The organism is Roseburia sp., from assembly GCF_041325975.1.
GTDB lineage: Bacteria > Bacillota > Clostridia > Lachnospirales > Lachnospiraceae > Roseburia > Roseburia rectibacter.
Genome location: NZ_JBGLEJ010000005.1, coordinates 906,739 through 929,299, shown reverse-complemented (window position 1 = coordinate 929,299; position 22,561 = coordinate 906,739). Strand labels below are relative to the sequence as shown.

At 42.3% G+C, this 22,561-nt stretch carries 19 protein-coding genes and 1 tRNA gene; all 20 read left to right on the top strand.

Annotated elements, in window-relative coordinates:
• The first annotated feature begins 1 nt into the window (after position 1).
• The 20 genes from ACDD58_RS15690 (at position 2) to recN (ending at position 22,464) form a co-directional block, all read left to right on the top strand.
• Complete coding sequence (locus tag ACDD58_RS15690; RefSeq protein ID WP_186900439.1) at positions 2 to 2,323, top strand: ABC transporter ATP-binding protein; 2,322 nt, start codon at positions 2 to 4, stop codon at positions 2,321 to 2,323.
• Positions 2,316 to 4,169, top strand: a complete 1,854-nt coding sequence (locus tag ACDD58_RS15685; RefSeq protein ID WP_186900438.1) for an ABC transporter ATP-binding protein — start codon at positions 2,316 to 2,318, stop codon at positions 4,167 to 4,169. Before ACDD58_RS15690 ends, ACDD58_RS15685 begins: the two co-directional genes overlap by 8 nt.
• Before the next feature lie 155 nt (positions 4,170 to 4,324).
• Positions 4,325 to 5,290, top strand: a complete 966-nt coding sequence (locus ACDD58_RS15680) for an L-lactate dehydrogenase (protein ID WP_117919008.1) — start codon at positions 4,325 to 4,327, stop codon at positions 5,288 to 5,290.
• 66 nt (positions 5,291 to 5,356) lie between these two features.
• Entirely contained in the window at positions 5,357 to 6,469 is a 1,113-nt protein-coding gene (locus ACDD58_RS15675; protein ID WP_186900437.1) for a DUF4422 domain-containing protein, read from the top strand.
• Positions 6,470 to 6,632: 163 nt separating this feature from the next.
• Positions 6,633 to 6,704, top strand: a tRNA-Arg gene (locus ACDD58_RS15670).
• An 85-nt stretch (positions 6,705 to 6,789) separates the two neighbouring features.
• Positions 6,790 to 8,169, top strand: coding sequence for an SH3 domain-containing protein (locus ACDD58_RS15665; RefSeq protein ID WP_370778324.1), 1,380 nt, complete (start codon positions 6,790 to 6,792; stop codon positions 8,167 to 8,169).
• Between the two features lie 115 nt (positions 8,170 to 8,284).
• A complete protein-coding gene (rluF, locus tag ACDD58_RS15660) occupies positions 8,285 to 9,040 on the top strand; it encodes a 23S rRNA pseudouridine(2604) synthase RluF (protein WP_370778323.1) in 756 nt (251 codons plus the stop codon).
• Positions 9,037 to 11,061 carry an NAD-dependent DNA ligase LigA gene (gene ligA, locus ACDD58_RS15655; protein WP_118208771.1) on the top strand — a complete coding sequence of 675 codons (2,025 nt, stop codon included), beginning with the start codon at positions 9,037 to 9,039 and terminating at the stop codon, positions 11,059 to 11,061. The genes rluF and ligA overlap by 4 nt, the downstream gene beginning before the upstream one ends.
• Positions 11,062 to 11,191: 130 nt before the next feature.
• Entirely contained in the window at positions 11,192 to 12,127 is a 936-nt protein-coding gene (gene metA, locus ACDD58_RS15650) for a homoserine O-succinyltransferase (protein WP_118208772.1), read from the top strand.
• A 424-nt stretch (positions 12,128 to 12,551) separates the two neighbouring features.
• Complete coding sequence (locus tag ACDD58_RS15645; protein ID WP_370778320.1) at positions 12,552 to 13,280, top strand: Fic family protein; 729 nt, start codon at positions 12,552 to 12,554, stop codon at positions 13,278 to 13,280.
• 123 nt (positions 13,281 to 13,403) lie between these two features.
• Positions 13,404 to 13,781 carry an Asp23/Gls24 family envelope stress response protein gene (locus ACDD58_RS15640; protein WP_006857647.1) on the top strand — a complete coding sequence of 126 codons (378 nt, stop codon included), beginning with the start codon at positions 13,404 to 13,406 and terminating at the stop codon, positions 13,779 to 13,781.
• Between the two features lie 92 nt (positions 13,782 to 13,873).
• On the top strand, positions 13,874 to 14,269 hold the full coding sequence (gene nusB / locus ACDD58_RS15635) for a transcription antitermination factor NusB (protein WP_186898694.1): 396 nt from the start codon (positions 13,874 to 13,876) through the stop codon (positions 14,267 to 14,269).
• Complete coding sequence (gene xseA / locus ACDD58_RS15630) at positions 14,266 to 15,468, top strand: exodeoxyribonuclease VII large subunit (RefSeq protein WP_117918995.1); 1,203 nt, start codon at positions 14,266 to 14,268, stop codon at positions 15,466 to 15,468. Before nusB ends, xseA begins: the two co-directional genes overlap by 4 nt.
• Positions 15,461 to 15,679 (top strand): exodeoxyribonuclease VII small subunit, encoded by a 219-nt coding sequence (xseB, locus tag ACDD58_RS15625; protein ID WP_006857649.1) that lies wholly within the window; start codon positions 15,461 to 15,463, stop codon positions 15,677 to 15,679. The genes xseA and xseB overlap by 8 nt, the downstream gene beginning before the upstream one ends.
• Before the next feature lie 29 nt (positions 15,680 to 15,708).
• Positions 15,709 to 16,599: a polyprenyl synthetase family protein gene (locus tag ACDD58_RS15620; RefSeq protein WP_370778317.1), complete on the top strand. Its 891-nt coding sequence runs from the start codon at positions 15,709 to 15,711 to the stop codon at positions 16,597 to 16,599.
• An 82-nt stretch (positions 16,600 to 16,681) separates the two neighbouring features.
• Complete coding sequence (gene dxs / locus ACDD58_RS15615; RefSeq protein ID WP_370778315.1) at positions 16,682 to 18,547, top strand: 1-deoxy-D-xylulose-5-phosphate synthase; 1,866 nt, start codon at positions 16,682 to 16,684, stop codon at positions 18,545 to 18,547.
• A 21-nt stretch (positions 18,548 to 18,568) separates the two neighbouring features.
• Positions 18,569 to 19,381, top strand: coding sequence for a TlyA family RNA methyltransferase (locus tag ACDD58_RS15610; protein WP_117918986.1), 813 nt, complete (start codon positions 18,569 to 18,571; stop codon positions 19,379 to 19,381).
• Complete coding sequence (locus ACDD58_RS15605; protein WP_117918984.1) at positions 19,382 to 20,242, top strand: NAD(+)/NADH kinase; 861 nt, start codon at positions 19,382 to 19,384, stop codon at positions 20,240 to 20,242.
• A gap of 31 nt (positions 20,243 to 20,273) precedes the next feature.
• On the top strand, positions 20,274 to 20,726 hold the full coding sequence (argR, locus tag ACDD58_RS15600; protein ID WP_117918982.1) for an arginine repressor: 453 nt from the start codon (positions 20,274 to 20,276) through the stop codon (positions 20,724 to 20,726).
• Between the two features lie 67 nt (positions 20,727 to 20,793).
• Positions 20,794 to 22,464 carry a DNA repair protein RecN gene (gene recN / locus ACDD58_RS15595; protein ID WP_370778312.1) on the top strand — a complete coding sequence of 557 codons (1,671 nt, stop codon included), beginning with the start codon at positions 20,794 to 20,796 and terminating at the stop codon, positions 22,462 to 22,464.
• Positions 22,465 to 22,561 lie beyond the last annotated feature (97 nt).

Below are 22,561 nucleotides of genomic sequence, written 5' to 3'. Positions count from 1 at the left end.
TATGAGCAAAATATTTAAAAATATGCTCCCATACTGGAAGGGATTGATCATAGTAATCGCGCTGTTGATTGTTCAGGCATGGTGTGATCTGTCACTTCCGGCATATACATCGGATATTATTGATGTCGGTATCCAGAACAAAGGTGTGGAGCATGTACTGCCGGAAGCAGTAACAGAAGATGAATTTACATTAGTACAGCTTTTTATGACAGATGAGGAAAAAGAAAGCTGGGAGAACAGCTACGAACAGGATGGAGAGGTTTACCGTCTGACTGTTACAGATAAAAAACAGTTAGAGGAGCTGGATGATGCACTGCTTTTACCACTCCTGATGAATTATCAGATGTCATCGGTGGATGAGCAGACCTTTAAAGAGAGTGTGGCAAAACAGACCGGAATGGATCAGGCAATGCTTGATAATATGAGCATTGAACAGATCGGGGAGTCCATGGGCGTGCCGCTTACTTCTTTTGAAAAAGAGATAGAGGATGATGATGGAAATACCGTAGCCACAAATTGCGTGGATATGCGCACGATTTTTTCGGCCATGAAAGCATCCGGGGCAATGACAGAAGACCAGATCTTATCTATGCGTGATACCGTTTCCGATACGATTGATACGATGGGAAGCTCCCTGGTAAAATCAATGGGAATTGCTTATGCGGTTAACTGCGATACGCAGGCAGGGTTGGATATTGATAAGATACAGACATCTTACCTCTGGTCAGCCGGAGGAAGAATGGTTGCGATGGCGCTGCTTATGGGGGTTGCAACGGTTCTGGTAGGATTTGTTGGTGCACGTATCGGTGCAGGGATCGGACGTGACCTCAGAGGAAAAATATTCGGACGTGTGGTACGTTTTTCGAATGCGGAGATGGATCGTTTTTCCACGGCATCCCTGATCACAAGAAGTACCAATGATATCCAGCAGATCCAGATGGTTTCTGCCGTGATGATCCGTATGGTTGCATATGCGCCGATCCTTGGTATCGGTGGTGTCTTAAAAATCATCCAGACGGGAGCAGGAATGGGATGGATCATTATTCTTGCAATCCTTGTGATCCTCGGATATGTTATGGTATTGATGGCAGTTACGATGCCTCGTTTTAAACTGATGCAGAAACTTGTGGATAAGATCAATCTGGTATCAAGGGAGATTTTGACAGGACTTTCTGTTATCCGTGCATTCGGCAGGGAGACAGAGGAAGAAAAGCGTTTTGATGATGCGAATAAAGACCTGACAAAAACAATGCTGTTTACGAACCGTGTCATGACATTTATGATGCCTGGAATGATGCTGATCATGAATCTTCTGACCGTAGGTATCGTATGGGTAGGAGCTCATAAGATTGATGCAGGTTCTATGCAGGTTGGATCGATGACAGCATTTATTACGTATGCGATGATGATCGTTATGGCATTTTTGATGCTGACAGCAATGTCTATCATGCTTCCGCGTGCAGCAGTCGCAGCAGAGCGCATCGATGAGGTTATCAATACAGAATCTTCCATAGAGGATGCAAAGACTCCGGAAGAGTTAAAAGAACATAAAGGAGTGATCCGTTTTTCACATGTCAGCTTCCGTTATCCGGGTGCAGAGGCAGATGTACTTGAAGATATTGATTTTACTGCAGAGCCAGGTAAGACAACGGCGATCATCGGAAGTACCGGATGCGGAAAATCTACACTGGTCAATCTGATCCCGCGGCTTTATGATGTTACGGACGGAAGTGTTACACTAGATGGTCAGGATATCCGGAATATCCGCATGGAAGATTTGAGAGAAGAGATTGGTTTTGTACCGCAGAAAGGTGTATTGTTTTCCGGTACGATTGCTTCGAACCTGCGTTTTGGAAAGCGGGATGCTACGGATGAGGAAATCAAAGAAGCAGCAGCAATCGCGCAGGCAACAGATTTTATCGAAGAAAAACAGGAAAAATATGACAGCGATATCGCACAGGGTGGAAGCAATGTCTCCGGAGGACAGAAACAGCGTCTTGCCATTGCACGTGCGATTGCAAAACAGCCAAAGATCTATGTGTTTGACGACAGTTTTTCTGCACTTGATCTAAAGACGGATGCAGCACTTCGAAAGGCACTTGCATCAAAAGTTAAGGACAGTACGGTAATCATTGTGGCACAGAGAATCAGTACGATCCTGCATGCAGAACAGATCCTTGTACTGGATGATGGCAGAATCGTCGGAAAAGGTACACATGAGGAATTGCTGAAAAATTGTGAGACCTATCGGCAGATCGCACGTTCACAGCTTTCTGCAAAAGAACTTGGAATCGAGGAAAGTGAGGTGTCTGTCAATGAGTAATGAAAGAGAAAGAACAGGAATGCAGCGCCGTGGCAGAGGACCGATGGGACATGGCATGCAGCCGGGAGAAAAACCAAAAGATTTAAAAGGTTCTTTAGGAAAACTGTTATCTTATATTGGAAGTTTTAAAGCAGCGATTATTGTGGTCATGATTTTTGCGGCAGCTTCTACGGTATTTAATGTAATCGGCCCTAAAATTCTAGGAAAAGCAACAACAGCGCTTTCTGAAGGACTGATGGCAAAGATTCAGGGCACTGGAGGCATTGATTTTACTTATATCGGACAGATTCTTTTGTTTGTGCTTGGACTTTATGTGTGTAGTGCAGCTTTTAACTTTATCCAGGGCTGGATCATGACAGGTGTGACACAGAAGATCTGTTACCGGATGCGTAAAGAAATCTCTGAAAAGATCAACCGCATGCCGATGAAATATTTTGAGAGCCGTACTTATGGAGAGGTTTTATCAAGGATCACCAATGATGTCGATACTTTAGGTCAGGGATTAAACCAGAGTATCACAACGATCATTACATCGGTTGCTACTTTGATCGGTGTACTGATCATGATGCTCAGTATTTCTCCGCTGATGACACTGATCGCGATCGTGATCCTGCCAATCTCCATGGCACTGATCTCATTTGTGGTTAAGAATTCCCAGAAATACTTCAAAGACCAGCAGGAATATTTAGGCCACATCAACGGACAGGTCGAGGAAGTTTATGGCGGACATTTAGTTATCAAAGCATTTAACCGTGAAAAAGATACGATCGATGAATTTAACCGTACAAATGAAATTCTGTATCAGTCAGCATGGAAATCCCAGTTTTTGTCCGGAATGATGCAGCCGATCATGATGTTTGTCGGAAACCTTGGCTATGCAGCCGTGGCATTATCCGGTGGACTGTTTGCGATCCGTGGAACGATCACAATCGGTGATATCCAGGCATTTATCCAGTATGTAAAAAACTTTACGCAGCCGATCCAGCAGATAGCACAGGTCATCAACCAGGTGCAGTCGATGGCGGCAGCATCCGAGCGTGTGTTTGATTTTTTAAATGAGGAAGAGGAAGATCAGACTGCAGAAAATCCGGCAGATGTGAGTACAGTGACAGGAACGGTTGATTTTGATCATGTACAGTTTGGCTATAATCCGGATCAGACGATCATCAAAGATTTCAGTGCTCATGTAAAACCGGGACAGAAGATCGCTATTGTAGGTCCGACCGGAGCAGGAAAGACCACGATGGTAAAACTTTTAATGCGTTTTTATGATGTAAACAGCGGTTCTATCAAATTAGACGGTCATGATGTAAGAGAGTTTAACCGCAGGGAATTAAGGGATGCGTTTGGAATGGTATTGCAGGATACATGGCTGTTTAAAGGAACGATCATGGAAAATATCCGTTACGGTCGTTTAGATGCCACGGATGAGGAAGTGATCGCGGCAGCGAAAGCAGCACATGCCGATCACTTTATCAAGACGCTTCCGGGTGGTTATCAGATGGAATTAAATGAGGATGCAAGCAATGTTTCACAGGGACAGAAACAGCTCCTTACGATCGCAAGGGCAATTCTTGCAGATAATAAGATTTTGATCCTCGATGAGGCAACTTCTTCGGTTGATACGAGAACTGAGGTTACGATCCAGAAGGCAATGGATAACCTGATGCGTGGCAGAACCAGTTTTGTCATTGCACACAGATTATCAACGATCCGTAATGCAGATCTGATCCTTGTCATGAAGGATGGGGATATCGTGGAACAGGGAAATCATGAAGAACTGCTTGCGAAAAACGGATTTTATGCAAATCTTTATAATTCACAGTTTGAGGATGTTGTTGCCTGAAATAATAGAATGAATGATCCGTAAACATTTTATTGTCATGGATCATAAAGGGATGTCGTCATATGGCGGCATCCCTTTTTATGTATAAATTTTTCTGCGATCAGGAAATATTATAAAAAAAGCCATGTTTACATGGCAGAAAGCAGGAAAATCATATGGGAAAAATGAATATCAGAAAAGCAGCGATGATCGGCTGCGGATTTGTAGGTGCATCATCGGCATTTGCGCTGATGCAGAGCGGTATTTTTTCAGAAATGGTTATGATCGATGCAGATCATGCAAAGGCAGAGGGAGAAGCAATGGATTTAAGCCATGGACTTCCATTTGCAAGACCGGTAAAAATATATGCCGGGGATTATGATGATATCACAGATGCAGGGATCATTATCATCACGGCAGGAGCAAACCAGAAGCCGGATGAGACGAGGCTTGATCTGATCCACAAAAATGTAGAAATTTATAAACAGATCATTCCGGAAATTGCAAAGAGAGACTGTGAGGGAATCCTCCTTATCGTGTCAAATCCGGTAGACATTCTTACCTATACGGCATTAAAGCTCTCTGGTTTTCCGGAACACCGTGTGATCGGCTCGGGAACGGTGCTTGATACTGCCCGGTTAAAATATCTGATCGGGGAGCATTTAGGGGTGGACAACCGCAGTGTACATGCGTTTATCATCGGCGAACATGGAGACAGTGAACTTGCAGCATGGTCAAATGCAAATATTTCAGGTGTGAGACTTAGCGATTTCTGTGAAATGCGGGGACATTTTATGCATGAAGAATCAGAAAACCGTATCTATGAAAAAGTAAGAAACAGTGCTTACGAGATCATTGAACGGAAACACGCCACGTATTATGGAATCGCAATGGCGGTAAAGAGGATCTGTGAATGTATCATAAGAAATGAACAGTCGATCCTGCCGGTATCATCCATGATGCGTGGCATTTATGGGATGGAGGACGTCGTGATCAGTATGCCTGCCATTGTTGGAAAAGACGGAGTGGAGGATGTGATACCGATCTCGCTGGATGATGAAGAAAAAATCCAGTTAAAAAATTCGGCAGACATTTTGAATGAAATGAAAGAGATGATAAAAAAAGAACATGGGATCGGTTAAAAAAGAAGGATAATTGTGTTATAGTTTATTTATGCAGAGCACAACACAAAAGAGGAGGGACATATCATGTCCATGCGCATATATACCATGACACACAAAAAATTCACGCCGCTGTCGGATAAACTGTATGTACCGCTCCATGTCGGAAGGGCATGTGGGGAAGATTTTGGATATCAGGGAGATGATACAGGAGAACAGATCTCGGCATTGAACTGTTATTACAGTGAACTGACAGGATTTTACTGGATCTGGAAAAATTGTCATGATGTGGATTATGTCGGTACCTGCCATTACAGAAGATATCTGATCAATGAAAAGGAACAGATTTATACGGAGGCGGAATACCGGGAACTGTTAAAGAAATATGACCTGGTCACAACGAAAAAGGTTCAGTTAAATAATTCTTACTATGATGGATTTTCGGCAAATCATAATATACGGGCGCTTGAAATGACAGGAAAAGTCATAGCAGAGAAATACCCGGAATATGCAGATGCGTTTGACACGCTGGTAAATGGCAGACAGACTTATTTTGGAAATATTCTTGTCACATCAAAAAAATTATTTGATGAATATGCGTCCTGGCTGTTTTCCATTTTTTTTGAAGTGGCAGAGCGGATTGAACTGGAGACGGGAGAAGATGCCTACCATAAAAGAGTATTTGGATTTATTTCTGAATTTCTATTGCTTGTTTGGGTTACCGTTAAGAAATTGCGTGTGTATGAATGTAAGGTGGGAATGCTTGGAGAAAAGGCAGAAACAGGTGAATTAAAACAAAGACTTGCCGAATGTTTCAGAAAACGTGATGTTGATCTGGCAAAAAAGATTTTTCTGGAAACAAGAGAAATGCGGCCGGATGTATTGATGGAGGCGTCGGATATCACAGGTGAATTGCATCTTTGTATGCAGATCATTGCAACCGCAGGGGAGGAAAGGTGCCATGGAGAAACAATGATCCTGGAGAGGGAAAATGATTTCGACAGGCTGATAGAAATTTTCTCAGAATTAAACCGGATTGTAAGCAGGTACCGCGAAGACAGTCAGAGCACAGAGGATATCTGTTTCCTGAAAAAAGAAAAAATATCGGGGACTGCCGTCTGGGTGGCAGTTATGATAGGAAAAGAATCGGATAGTGAAAAAAAGGATCTTCTGAATCGTATATTAAAAGATCTTCATTAAATTTTAAGAAATGCCGGAGAACAGGAAAATACAAGCGTGCGGAATGACACGGTAACCTGTGCCGGCATTTTTTGTTGACAATTATTTTAGGGTCTGTTATGATAAAACGTGCGTGAAAAAGTGTTTTTGCGTTGTAGATCCCTTATATGAATAGTAAGAGCAGGCAACCGTAGTCTAATGGATAGAACACCGGACTCCGACTCCGGCAATGCGGGTTCGATTCCCGCCGGGTGCATTTTGACAGTCAGATAGCAGGCGGCATACTATATGTTTCGCCTGTTACATATTTTTGTGAAGTTTTATATAACAAATGGAAAGGGATGGAAAATACAATGGCTTCTTCGAATGTTGATGATAAATTAAAAAATGATACAGAAAATAAAGAGACAGGTAATAAAACAGAAAATAGTGGGACAAATAAGATCCTTATGTTCATAAAACAGAATGTCCGGTATATCACAGCAGGTGTATTATTCCTTGCACTTGTGCTTATTTTAGTGAAAGCCGGATCACCGAAACAGTCACAGAACGGACAGGATGTTGCGGCAACAGAAGTTACGTCAGAGGCATCGAATGATGCAGTGCAGGAATTTGAAGTGGATGCATATGAGGATGTAAATACATTAATCAACCAGTATTACACCGCATATGCAGCAGGAGATACGGATACTCTTCAGACAATCGCCACTCCATTGTCAGAAAATGAGAAAAGCTATATTTCTGTATTCAGTCAGTATGTTGATGCATACCAGAATATCAAATGTTATACCAAACAGGGGCTTGATGCATCTTCATATCTTGTGTCTGTTTATGTGGAAGTAAAATTTAAGGATGTAGATACAGTTGCACCGGGACTGGATTTCTTCTATGTGCGCACGAATGATGATGGCAGTGTATATATTGATAACCTTTACAGCCAGTACAATTTAAAGATAAAAGAAAATGCGTTAGATACAAGCATCCAGAACCTGATCAGTGAGTATGAGGGAAGTGAAGATGTCAATTCACTCCAGAAAGAAGTCCAGGACAAATATGACACGGCAGTTGCGTCAGATGATAAGCTGAGCGAGATGATCCAGACGACAATTCCGAATGCAATCACTGAGTGGGCAGGTACGATTGTAAGCCAGAATACCGAAACAGAAAGTACTGAGCAGCAGGTACCGGAAGAAACAACGGAGGCAGAGCAGACTGAAACGCCGGAAGAGAATACAGACCAGCCTGAGGAAAATGGACCGACGCAGAGCGAACCGGATACAGTTTATGCAGTAGATACGGTAAATGTAAGGGCAGCAGCAGATACCGAATCAGAAAAACTTGGTACGTTAGAGCAGGGTACAGCACTTACAAGAACAGGTACAGATGGTGAGTGGAGTATTGTTAATTATAACGGTCAGACCGGATATATCAAAACAGAATATCTGACTACAAAGAATGCTGATTCTGAAGCAGACAATGGACAAACAGATAATGGTGGTAATGATGAACAGACATCTGCAGGTGATTTCATAGCAGAGGGAACAGTTATTACATTAAAGGATTCTGTAAATGTACGTTCTGGAATGAGTGAGTCAGACAGCAAGATAGGAACCGCATTTACAGGCGAGAAAGTAACGGTGGTCATGAGTTATGCAGAAGGCTGGACAAAGGTGACATGGAATGGTCAGACCGGATATATTAAAACTTCCCTGTTGCAGTAACTACTGAATATATGATGTGTAGCAGGATTCCAGCAACAGACTTGTTGTCATAGTAAAAATGGCGGAGACTTTAAAAAGAAGTCTCCGCTTTTGTGCAGAAAGAGAAAGGTGAAAAATGCAGGAGGCAGTCAGAATCAATAAATATCTCAGCGAGGCAGGAGTGTGTTCCAGAAGAGAGGCAGACCGCCAGGTGGAAGCCGGAAATGTGACAATAGACGGTGTGGCTGCATCCATGGGGGCAAAAGTATTGCCGGGACAGACGGTTCTTTTTTGTGGAAAGCCGGTAAAAAAAGAAGATGAAATGATACTTCTGGCATTTCATAAACCGACAGGAGTAGTGTGTACCGCAGAAAAGAGAGAAAAAAATAATGTGGTGGATTATATCAACTATCCCAAACGGATTTATCCAATTGGAAGACTGGACAAAGATTCCGAAGGATTATTGCTTATGACAAACAATGGTGATATTGTAAACCGCATTATGCGTGCCGGAAATATGCATGAAAAAGAATATATTGTTACCGTTAATAAACCTGTGACGGACAGTTTTCTGCGGGGACTTGCAGGTGGCGTGCCGCTGGTGGAATTGAATGCTACCACACGTAAATGTAAAGTCTGGCGGACAGGAAAAAGGCAGTTTGGCATCATCCTGACACAGGGATTGAACCGGCAGATCCGCCGTATGTGCGAATATTTTGGATACAGAGTGGAAAAACTGGTAAGAACCCGTATTATGAATATCGAACTGGGAGATTTAAAAGCCGGGAATTACCGCGAAGTAACATCACAGGAATATGATGAACTGATGCGGCTTGTAAAAGATTCATCAAACACGACAGTGATTCACAGACGGGATGGAGGAGACAGATGACACCGGAAGAACAGATCAAAGAATTAAGAGATAAGATCAATTATCATAGCGACAGATATTATAATCAGGATAATCCTGAAATCTCAGATTATGAATTTGACATGTTGATGCAGCAGTTAAAACGGCTGGAAAAAGAACATCCGGAGCTTGTAACTGAAGACTCGCCGACACAGCATGTCGGTGGTACGGCAAAGCGTACAGCAGGTATTCTGGTGCACCATAATGTCCCGATGTTAAGTCTTCAGGATGTATTTTCGAAGGAGGAAGTCGTTGATTTTGTGGAGCAGATGAAAGAGCAGTTAGATGATCCTGAGTTTGTGGTGGAATATAAGATTGACGGATTATCTATGGCGCTCCGCTACGAAAATGGCGAACTTGCCCTTGCGCTGACGCGTGGTGATGGGGTGAACTTTGGCGAAGATGTGACAGCAAATGCAAAAGTGATCTCAGATGTTAAAAAGAAACTGAAAGACCACCCGGAATATCTGGAGATCCGTGGTGAAGTCTATATGAAAAATGAGGACTTTGACAGAGTCAATGAACAACAGGAACTGCTCGGTAAAAAGATTTTTGCAAATCCAAGAAACTGCGCTGCAGGAACGCTGCGCCAGCTTGACAGCCGTGTGACAAAAGAAAGAAAACTGTCCATGTTTGTATTTAATATCCAGCAGGTGCGTGGCATGGAGATTGCAACGCATACCGAAGGATATGAATTTTTAAAGAAACAGGGGATTCCGATCATCGAAGATTACAAAGTATGTAAGACTGCAGACGAAGTCTGGGATGCCATCACGGCAATCGGAGAGAATCGTGGAAATCTTGGCTATGATATTGACGGGGCAGTCATTAAGATCAACCGTTATTCAGACAGGGAACTGCTGGGAAATACCTCGAAAGTCCCGAAATGGGCGATCGCATACAAATATCCGCCGGAAGAAAAAGAAACGAAACTGCTTGATATTGAGCTTTCCGTTGGAAGAACAGGAAGAATCACGCCGACAGCGGTTTTTGAACCGGTGCGCCTGTGTGGAACTTCTGTTTCAAGAGCAACATTGCATAATCAGGATTTTATTGATGATCTTGATGTGGGAATTGGTGATACGATCGTTGTTTATAAGTCCGGAGAGATCATTCCAAAGGTCAAAGAAGTCCGCAAGGAAAAAAGACCGGACGGCTGGAAGCGTTTTATGATTCCGGATGTCTGTCCGGTCTGCGGTGCAAAGACGGAACGCGAAAAAGATACAGCAGATATCAAATGTACGTCGCCAAACTGCCCGGCGCAGTTAGAACGTCATATCATTAACTTTGTCGGCAGAGATGCCATGGATATCAAGGGATTTGGTACGGTTTATATTGAAGAACTTGTGCGTTTGGGGTATATTAGAGATATTGCTGACATATTTGAACTGAAAGATCACAGAGAAGAACTGATCGAACAGGGAATTATCGGAAAAGAAAAGAATACGGACAAACTTTTAGATACGATCGAAAAGGCAAAGGAAAATGATGCGTATATGCTTCTTACCGGATTTGGTATTCCAAATGTTGGGAAAGCGGCAGCAAAGACGATCATGAAACGTTTTTCCTCGATCACAGATTTAGAGGAAGCCGATCGGGAAACTCTAATGGAGGTGGATGATGTCGGAGAAGTGAGTGCAGACTGCATTTTCCGTTTCTTCCATGACGAAAAAAACAGAGCGATGATCAATCGTTTAAAGTCGTTAGGTGTAAATATGGAAGCGGAAGAAACAGAGACGATCGATTCGGCAGTCAGCGGAAAAACAGTAGTTATTACAGGTACTTTGCCGACACTGGGAAGAAAAGAAGCAGCAGAGCTGGTGGAAAAATACGGCGGAAAAGTATCCGGTTCCGTATCAAAAAAGACAGATTATGTTGTTGCGGGAGAAAGTGCGGGCAGTAAACTGACAAAAGCACAGGAACTTGGAATAACCGTGCTTACGGAAGCAGAACTGTTTGCCCTGCTTGGAATTAATACAGAGAATGGGAGTACAGTGCGATAAATAAGTTCGATAGCTTATTTATCACACAGGTATTTGTTTCTGGGCAAAACAAATACTTTTTATGGCAGACACAAATCTGACATTTGCGTCGCCGCTTCCCAACAAATTGCTCAGAGAATGGAGTGTAATTATGCCAATTAAGACACAGAGTGATTTACCGGCAAAAGAGATATTGGAAAAGGAAAATATATTTGTTATGGATGAAAGTCGTGCAACACACCAGGATATCCGTGTCATTGAGATCGGAATCCTGAATTTAATGCCGTTAAAAGAAGACACAGAGCTGCAGCTTCTGCGTTCATTGTCTAACACACCGTTACAGATCAATGTGACATTTATTACGGTATCATCCCATGAGTCAAAAAATACATCCATGAGTCATTTAAACAAGTTTTATGAGACATTTGATGGAGTGAAGAACCGTTATTTTGATGGACTGATCATTACAGGTGCTCCGGTGGAACAGATGGAGTTTGAGGAAGTGGATTACTGGAAGGAAATGTGTGATATTTTTGAATGGACAAAGACACATGTAACATCCACAATGCATCTGTGCTGGGGTGCACAGGCAGGACTTTATTATCATTATGGACTAAAAAAGCATCTGCTGGATAAAAAAGTATTTGGTGTGTTTGAACATCATGTCATGAACCGTAAAGTGCCGTTAGTCCGTGGCTTTGATGATTATTTTATGGCGCCTCATTCAAGACACACGGAAGTCCGTGCAGAAGATATCCGGAAAATACCGGATCTGACGATCCTTGCTGAGTCAGATGAAGCAGGCGTTTTCCTTGCAATCGCAGATGAAGGCAGACGTATTTTTGTCATGGGACATCCGGAATATGACCGTGTCACACTTGATAAGGAATACAAACGTGATAAAGCAAAGGGACTGCCGATCGATCTCCCGGTCAACTATTATCCGGATGATGATGATACGAAGAAACCTAGATTAGAGTGGCGGTCACATGGAAATACCCTCTATTCAAACTGGCTGAATTATTATGTGTACCAGACGACACCGTATGAGTTTATTGATACGGCGGAAATACTGGCTTCACGCTGATTTTACCTGGGTTTCAGAAAGTTATAAAATTGTATAAAATGATACAAATCAGGCAGTTAGGGCATACTAGATATTAGGTTATCTGATATGCCTTATTTTCCGCCTTTTTTGTGCGATATATTGTACAGGATTCATATAATTATAGGATTTGTTTTATTTGTGAGTAAATAAGGAGCTGTTACATTATTTGGCAAACATATGGAACACATTTCCGAAAAGGGAGTTTTAAAATTTAACAGTATTTTTGAATACGAAACTTTGATTTTACAAAAGGCAGGGGCGTTGGTATAATTATTATATTGAGGTGTTTTATTTTTTGGAAAAATGAAAAATCTTGGAGATGACTATGATGAAATGTAAAAATTAGTTTGCGATACAATAATATATATGAGAAATGCATGAATGCAAATCAAAGAGGTCTATTATGAATCTGAATAGAATTTTAGAAAAACAAAAAATATATAGTCAGGGAAAAGATAAGATAGATACAGTCACATTATCTTCCTATGAAAAGGACTTTGAACTGACTTTTACGCATAATTCCACGGCTATAGAAGGAAATACATTGACGTTGATGGAAACAAAGGTAGTCTTAGAAGATGGAATTGCTGTAGGTGGAAAAGAACTGCGGGAAATATATGAGGTTGTCAATCATAAGAAGGCATATCAGTATGTTAAAAAGTGTATAGCAGAAGGAAAAGCCTTGGATGAGCATATTGTAAAGGATATTCATGCAATTCTGACAGAAAATATTATAGTGGGCGGTATTTACCGGAATCAGGAGGTACGGATCAGTGGCGCGGTGCACGTTCCACCAGTTGGAAATGATATGTTTATTCAAATTAAAAATTTTTATGATGATTTAGGACGGAAAAAGGATGCATTGAATCCTGTTGAATATGCAGCATGGACACATGCGGAATTTGTGCGCATTCATCCATTTATTGAAGGAAATGGCAGAATTTCAAGGTTGCTGATGATTTATCAGCTTATGTCGGCAGGGTTTTTGCCAGTATCTATAGCAAAAGAAAATCGATTGGATTATTATAACGCTTTAGAATCTTATGCGGTACAGGGAGAACTTGAACGATTCACAGATTTAGTGGCTGAATTGGAAGAAGAGCAGCTAGATGCATATATCAAACTGATTTAAAAGAAGGAGAGGCTGATAAAACTACTTCACAGTTCACTCCACAGTTTTATACAAATTTTAGTTTCCAAAATAAGAATAGTCTGTTATAATAGACTCATAATATCACTTAGGAGGCAATTAGCGATGGGTGAGGATAGAAAAACATTTAAAATAAAGGATGGTAATTTGGGAGAAGTGAAGATAGCAGATGAGGTAGTTGCCATCATTGCAGGGCTTGCCGCTACTGAGGTTGAAGGGGTAGGTTCCATGGCTGGCAACATTACAAATGAACTTGTTAGTAAGCTTGGCATGAAGAATCTTTCCAAAGGCATTCGCGTAGAGGTGCTTGAGGGAACCGTCAATGTAGACGTTGCGCTGAATATCTCTTATGGTTATTCAATTCCGGAAGTATCAGCCAAAGTACAGGACAGAGTAAAAAATGCGATTGAAAATATGACAGGACTTGAAGTATCCGTAGTGAACATCCGTATCGCAAGCGTGGACATGGGCAATAATAAATAATGCTATTCTAAGGAAAAGAGGGTGTCTTAAGCGACATCCTTTTTCCTTATGCGTAAAAATTATAATTAGAAAGGATGACAGAAGAAAACAATATGACCAGAAGAGAGATAAGAGAGCAGGTTTTTAAAATGCTGTTCCGTGTGGAATTTTATAATCAGGAGGAAATGTCAGAGCAGCTTTCGCTGTGCGAGGATGATGCCTGTGACTGGAAAGAAAAAGACAAGACATATATTTTTGATAAAGTAGAAAAGATTTCCGAAAAGATCGGGGAGATCGATGCAAAGATCAATGAGGTCTCCGAAGGCTGGAAGACAGGAAGAATGGGGAAAGTAGATCTGACACTGATCCGTCTTGCTGTGTATGAGATGCTGTATGAGGAAGATGTTCCTGCAAAAGTTGCGATCAATGAGGCTGTGGAACTTGCAAAAATGTATGGTACAGATAATTCACCTTCATTTGTAAATGGTGTACTGGCAAAACTGGTATGATGAAAAACGTATATTCCGTAGGGCAGGTCAATACATATATCAAGAATATGTTTGCCCAGGATTTTATGTTACAGAGGATTAGTGTAAAAGGTGAGGTGTCGAATTGCAAATATCATACCTCCGGGCACATTTATTTTACGATCAAGGACGCAGCTGGAACACTGAATGCGGTAATGTTTGCAGGAAGCAGAAAAGGTCTGAAGTTTCAGATGAAAGAGGGCGACCAGGTTGTAGTGACCGGTTCGGTGGAAGTGTATGAGCGCGATGGAAAGTATCAGATCTATGCTAGAGAGATCGAACTGGATGGAGCCGGAAACCTTTATCAGAAGTTTGAAGCATTAAAACAGGAATTAGAAGAGATGGGAATGTTTGCTGCCGAATATAAACAGCCAATCCCATCATACGCAATGAAGATCGGTGTGGTGACAGCACCGACCGGTGCAGCCGTGCAGGATATCCGCAATATTTCTGCGAGGCGCAACCCGTTCGTTCAGCTTATTTTATATCCTGCACTGGTGCAGGGAGATGGTGCAGCCGAAAGCATTATAAATGGCATCCATGCCTTAGATGCACTTGGTGTGGATGTTATGATCGTCGGCAGGGGCGGTGGCTCGATTGAGGATCTGTGGGCATTCAATGAGGAAGAGGTGGCGCGTGCTATCTTTGAGTGTAAAACACCAATTATCTCAGCGGTTGGTCATGAGACAGACTGGACGATCGCAGACTTTGTGGCAGATCTTCGTGCACCGACACCGTCAGCGGCTGCAGAACTTGCGGTGTTTGACTATGCAGCAGTGGCAGGAAGGCTGGATGAAATAAAAGACAGAATGTTCCTTTTAAATATGCAGCGTGTGCAGCAGATGCGAAAAGAATTAAAACATGCATCAGACAGACTTTCTTATCTGAGCCCGGAGGGGCAGCTGCGTGAAAAACGAAAATATGCCATGGATCTGGAAGAACAGTTAAGAAACTGTATGGAACATATGATCGAACTGCGCAGGCACAGACTGGCATTACTTTCAGAAAGATTAGAAGGCGTATCGCCGGTCAAAAAACTTGCACAGGGATATTCTTATGTGACGGATGAAGATGGGCATACGCTGACAGATACAGAAGGTATAAAAACAGGTGATCACGTAAAGATCCGTCTTTTAAAAGGTGCATTAGAAGCAGAGGTAACGGAGGTTTTGCATGAGTGATGAGACAAAAAACAAGCCTGCACTTGAAGATAATTTTGCAGAGCTTGAGGATATTTTAAAACAGATGGAACAGCCGGAAATTTCATTGGAACAGTCATTTTTACTGTATCAGAGCGGTGTGGAGAAATTAAAAGAATGTAATGTGATGTTAGACACTGTAGAGAAAAAGATGCAGATTTTAAACGCAAAAGGTGAACTGGAAGATTTTTAAATACAGACGGTGCATATGGAGGAGCAGATATGGATATCAAAGCGGAAATAGGCAGACATACGGATGAGGCAGAACAGATCATAAGTTCCTATCTGCCAAAAGAGGAAGGATATCAGAAAACGGTGATCGAAGCTATGAATTACAGTTTTCTTGCAGGAGGAAAAAGATTACGGCCGATTCTGATGTTAGAGACTTACCGGCTGTTTGGCGGAAGGTCAAAAGTGATCGAGCCGTTTATGGCAGCGATCGAGATGATACATACATACTCACTGGTGCATGATGATCTGCCGGCGATGGACAATGACGAATACCGCCGCGGCAAGAAGACAACACATGTGGTGTATGGGGAGGCGATGGCGATCCTCGCCGGGGATGCCCTTTTAACATATGCATTTGAGACAGCAACAAAGGCACTTGACATCGAACCACAGAATCCGGGAATTGGAAAAGCAATCCGTATTTTATCTGCAAAAGCGGGAATTTATGGAATGGTTGGCGGTCAGACTGTGGATGTAGAGTCGGAAAACACCTGCGATATGACAAAAGAGAAACTTGATTTTATCTATCGTCTCAAGACGAGTGCACTGATCGAGGCATCTATGATGATCGGAGCCGTTCTTGCAGGAGCAACCGGAAATGAGCAAAAGATCGTGGAAGAAGTGGCATCTAAAGTCGGTCTGGCATTTCAGATACAGGACGATATTCTTGATGTGACAAGTACGATGGAAGTACTTGGAAAACCGATCGGCAGTGATGAAAAAAATCACAAGAGTACGTATGCGACGTATGAGGGTATCGAGAAAGCAGGAAGGGACGTTGCAGACCTTTCAGAACAGGCGATTGCACAGATGGAAACACTTGTTGTAAAAAATGAATTCCTGACAGAATTATTGCGTTATCTGATCTCGCGTGAGAAATAATAGAATGTCCGCTCTGTGAACATTCTATTGTCAGGAATAATAGTCGGTACGAAAAGAGAACCGGGAAACAGAGGAAGTCAGTATGATATTGGAAAAAATAAAAAAAGAAAATGATATCAAAGAACTCAGTGAGGAAGAGTTGGCGATATTAGCGGATGAGATCCGCGAATTTTTAATTCAGAAAATATCGGTTACCGGTGGACATTTAGCATCGAATCTGGGGGTTGTAGAGCTTACCATGGCACTTCATCTGTTTTTAGATCTGCCAAAGGACAAGCTGATCTGGGATGTTGGTCATCAGTCTTACACCCATAAACTTCTGACAGGGAGGAAGGATAACTTTGATACACTCCGCAAATATGGCGGGATGAGCGGTTTCCCCAAAAGAAAAGAGAGTGATTGTGACTGTTTTGATACGGGACACAGTTCTACTTCGATTTCGGCAGGACTTGGCTATGCCCATGCCAGAGAAATTTCGGGCGAGGACTACAAAGTAGTATCTGTAATCGGAGATGGGGCACTGACCGGAGGTATGGCTTTTGAGGCTTTAAATAATGCAGCACAGCTAAAATCAAATTTTATTATTGTGCTGAATGACAACAATATGTCTATTTCTGAAAATGTCGGAGGACTTTCAACCTATTTATCCGGTTTCCGTACAGCAGACGCTTATCTGGATCTGAAAATGGGTGTCATGAATTCCCTGAATAAGATTCCGGTTTATGGAAATAAAATGGTAGAGAGAATCCGGAAGACGAAAAGCGGGATCAAACAACTGTTTATTCCGGGCATGCTTTTTGAAGAGATGGGAATTATTTATTTAGGCCCTGTTGATGGCAGTGATATGAAGGGAATATTGCGGCTGCTGAAAGAAGCATCTAATATTGAAGGACCGGTTATGGTGCATGTCCTGACGCATAAAGGTGCAGGGTATCTGCCGGCAGAACGTCATCCGGCAAGATTTCATGGGACAGAGCCGTTTGATATTGAAACCGGATTGCCAAGCCGACCGAGAGTAAAAGCAAATTACACAGATATTTTTTCGACTGTGATGCGCAAACTCGGTGACCGCGATGAAAAAGTAGTAGCTATTACGGCGGCAATGACGGATGGTACGGGTCTGAAACGGTTTCATAATATGTTCCCGGATCGTTTCTTTGATGTCGGAATTGCGGAGGAGCATGCAGTCACATTTGCTGCCGGACTTGCAGCAGCGGGATTGAAACCGATATTTGCGGTATATTCATCTTTCCTGCAGCGTGCCTATGATCAGATTCTGCATGATGTGTGTATTCAGAATCTGCCGGTTGTTTTTGCAATTGACCGGGCAGGGCTTGTAGGCAGTGATGGAGAGACGCATCAGGGTATTTTTGATATATCTTACCTGTCTACGATTCCGAATATGACGATCATGGCGCCAAAAAACAAATGGGAGCTTTCTGATATGATCAAATATGCCGTTGATTTTCCAACGCCGGTTGCGGTAAGATATCCGCGGGGAGAGGCATATGACGGACTGAAAGAATACAGGCAGCCGATATCCGTTGGCAGAAGCGAATGGATTTACCGCGAATCGGAGATTGCACTTGTGGCATTAGGATCAATGGTTAAGACGGCCGAGACTGTGCATGCGGCATTAAAGGAAGAAGGGATTCCGGCAAGTCTTATCAATGCCCGTTTTGCGAAACCATTAGATACACAGATGTTAATGGAAGCTGCATCAAAACATACACTTATAGTCACTATGGAAGAGAATGTCATAAATGGCGGCTTTGGAGAACATATTACAAGGTTCTATAATGAACAGGGGATTTATGTGAATGTACTCAACATTGCGATTCCGGATGAGTATGTGGAGCATGGAAATGTTGATATTCTCTACCACGAAGTTTGTATTGATGCGGATACTATATTAAAACGGATCAAAGAAGTTTATCATCCATTATAAGGCAGAAAGGATACAGATTCATTGAAAGAAAGATTGGATTTACTGTTGGTAAACAGAGGACTGGCACCGTCCAGGGAGAAAGCGAAGACAATGATCATGGAAGGCAATGTGTTCGTAGAGAATGAGCGCGAGGACAAGGCTGGTTCCATGTTTGATACGGAAGCAAAGATCGAGATAAAAGGAAATACGTTAAAGTATGTGAGCAGAGGTGGTCTGAAACTTGAAAAAGCAATGACACATTTTGATATAGAGTTAAATGATAAGGTCTGTATGGACATCGGGGCATCGACCGGAGGATTTACAGACTGTATGCTTCAAAATGGCGCAAAAAAGGTATATTCTGTTGATGTCGGATATGGTCAGTTTGCATGGAAGTTAAGGCAGGATCCGAGAGTAGTCTGTATGGAAAAAACAAATATCCGTTATGTGACACCACAGGATATTGATGATGTGTTGGATTTTGCATCGGTTGATGTCTCATTTATTTCACTGACAAAGGTGCTTGGACCGGCAAGAGAACTGCTTGCAGATGGCGGTGAGATGGTCTGTCTTATCAAACCACAGTTTGAAGCAGGAAGAGAAAAAGTAGGAAAAAAAGGTGTTGTACGTGACAAATCCGTTCATGAGGAAGTAATCGATAAGGTTATTTTGTTTGCCATTTCAATCGGATTTTCGGTTCTTCATCTTGAATATTCGCCGATTAAGGGACCGGAGGGAAATATTGAATATCTGGTGCATTTAAAGAAAGAACAGGATGTGGAACAGGCAGGCATGGAAGAAAACGTCGATGTACAAAAAGTGGTAGAAGCTGCACATGGGGAACTGGATAAATAAATGAAAAATTTTCTGATCATTACAAACTATTATAAGGACGCAGAGGCAAGACTGACGAACCGCATCAAAGAATATATCGAAAATAAAGGTGGTTTCTGCAGTGTTTTTTTCAGTAATGGAGAGACACCGGGGGAGGCGGCACCACATAAAGAAAACATTCCTGCGGACACACAGGGCGTTTTAGTGCTTGGCGGGGATGGCACGCTGATCCGGGCTGCAGCAGCTTTGGTAAAGAGCAGGCTGCCTTTGATCGGTGTCAATCTTGGAACATTAGGATATTTGTGCGAACTTGAAGAAAAGGATGTATTTGAGGCAGTTGACAAACTCATGAAAGATGATTACATGGTCGAGGAGCGGATGATGCTTGGTGGATATGGAATCAAAAACGGAGAGATCCTGTCTGCGGATATTGCACTCAATGATGTGGTAATTCACCGAACCGGGGCACTCTCGGTAGTAAATCTGATCGTTTATGTCAATGGGGAGTATCTGAATACATTCCGCGCTGATGGAATTATTATATCGACGCCGACCGGTTCAACCGGGTATAATATGTCTGCGGGTGGCCCGATCGTGGATCCGAAGGCACAGATGATGCTGATCACACCGATCAATGATCATAATCTAAGTTCAAAAAGTATTGTGATCAGTGCAGATGAGGAGGTTACCGTAGAACTTGGAAAGCGCCGGTCGCAGAAAGACGAGATGGTAGAAGTCAGCTTTGACGGAGACAGCAAAGTGCGTTTGGAAGTTGGTGACCGTTTTGTGGTGCGCAGGGCAGAAGATACGGCTAAGATCTGCAAATTAAGCAGTGAGAGTTTTCTTGAAATACTGCGCAGAAAGATGAGTGCTTATACATAATAGTGGATCTATCTTTAGAACAGGAGAAAGTATGAAGACAAAAAGACAGGAAAAAATACTTGAACTGATAAAAAAGAATAACATTGAAACCCAGGAGGAATTATCAGATTACTTAGAGAGAGAAGGGTATCAGGTAACTCAGGCAACGGTTTCAAGGGATATTCGGGAGTTAAAGCTGACGAAAGTCGCAATCAACGGGGGCAGGCAGAAGTATGTTGCGCTGATGGAGGCAAATGAAGATCTGTCCGAGAAATATACAAGGGTATTCCGTGATGGATTTGTTTCCATGGATATGGCACAGAATATCCTTGTGATAAAGACCGTTTCAGGAATGGCAATGGCGGTGGCTGCGGCATTAGACGCTATGCATCTGCATGAAGTGGTGGGATGCATCGCAGGGGATGATACGATTATGTGTGCAGTCAGAAGTGTACAGGAAACTGTTGAAGTAATGGGACGGTTGCGCAAGATTGTAGAAGAATAACAGGCTATCAGAAAAAAGGAGATACTTCCGGGAGAGAATGCGCGTGAGAGCGCAGGAAGGAGATTCTATGTTACAAAATCTACATGTGAAAAATTTAGCACTGATTGATGAATCGGAGGTCGATTTTGAAGAGGGGTTAAATATTTTATCCGGTGAGACGGGAGCCGGAAAGTCCATTATCATCGGATCGATCAATCTTGCACTTGGAGGAAAGGTTTCAAAAGAGATGCTGCGTGATCCGGAAAAAACAGCACTTGTGGAGCTTATTTTTTCTGTTACAGAAAAACAGAAAATGCTTTTAGAACAGCTTGAGGTGGAGATTGAGGACGATGAGGTTATCTTAAGCCGTAAGATCACTGGTGGACGAGGTGTTTCAAAGATTAATGGAGAAAGTGTGCCTGTTTCAAAAGTAAAAGAGATCGCCTCAGTTCTGATCGATATTCATGGACAGCACGAGCACCAGTCTCTTTTATCGAAAAAAAAGCATTTAGAGATTCTTGACAGTTATGCAAAGGAAGAGATCGAACGGCCGAAAAAGGAGCTTGCAGACGCGTACAAGGAATATAAAAGACTTGTAGCAGAGTTAAACGAAGCGGATGTGGATGAAGAAGAACGCTTAAGGGAGGTCTCTTTTCTGGAATATGAAGTTGGTGAGATTGAAGAAGCAGGGCTTACCATAGGCGAAGATGAAGAATTAGAGACACAGTATAAGCGTTTCATCAATGGAAAAAAGATCGTGGAAGCACTGAATCAGGCATATCAGTATACCGGAGGAAATGATCAGGCATCGGAACTGACCGGACGGGCATTAAGGGAAATATCAGGTGTATCTGCATATGATGATAAAATTGCTGATATGGAAGAGATGCTGACACAGATCGACAATCTGCTCAACGATTTTAATCGTGAGATCGCAGATTATCTGGAAGATACGGATTTTGACGAAGAAACATTTTATCAGCTGGAAAAGCGTTTAGATGAGATCAACCATTTAAAGTCAAAATATGGCAGTTCCATTGAGGAAATCTTAAACGCATGCGAAGCAAAACAGGAACGTCTGCTTCATTTAAAGGATTATGATACGTATCTGGCTGATCTGAAAGAAAAAGTAAAGAGTGCAGAGAAAAATCTGCAGAAAAAATGTGAGACAGTGTCTGCTGTCCGTAAAAAACATGCAGATAAACTGGTTGCTGCAGTGACAGACGCATTGAAAGATCTGAATTTTTTGGATGTTGTGTTTGAAATGCGGTTTGGTGTGTTATCAAGTTATACTGCCAACGGGTATGATGACGCAGAGTTTATGATCTCTACCAATCCGGGTGAGCCGGTGCGTCCTCTCGGAAAAGTAGCATCCGGTGGAGAACTTTCGAGGATCATGCTCGCAATAAAAACAGTGCTTGCCGATCAGGATGAGGTTGAGACACTGATCTTTGATGAGATTGACAGCGGGATCAGCGGGCGTACTGCACAGATGGTTTCTGAGAAGATGAACCTTTTAGGACGTACACACCAGATCATCTGTATCACACATCTTCCGCAGATCGCCGCGATGGCAGATGCACATTATCTGATCGAAAAAGCTGTCTCAAACGGTTCAACAGTATCGAAGATCAGAATGCTTGATCCTGCAGAGACCGTGGATGAACTCTCACGTATGCTTGGAGGTGTCGAGATCACGGATAAGGTAAGAGAGAGTGCGAAAGAAATGAAAGAGCTTGCTTTAAAAAAGAAAAAATAAAAATTCCAAAAAGAGGCTGGATTGTAAAGAAGTGGCAGTACAGTTTGGATAAATAACAGCGTGAAAAAGAAAAAAGCACATATAATAAAAAGGAGAT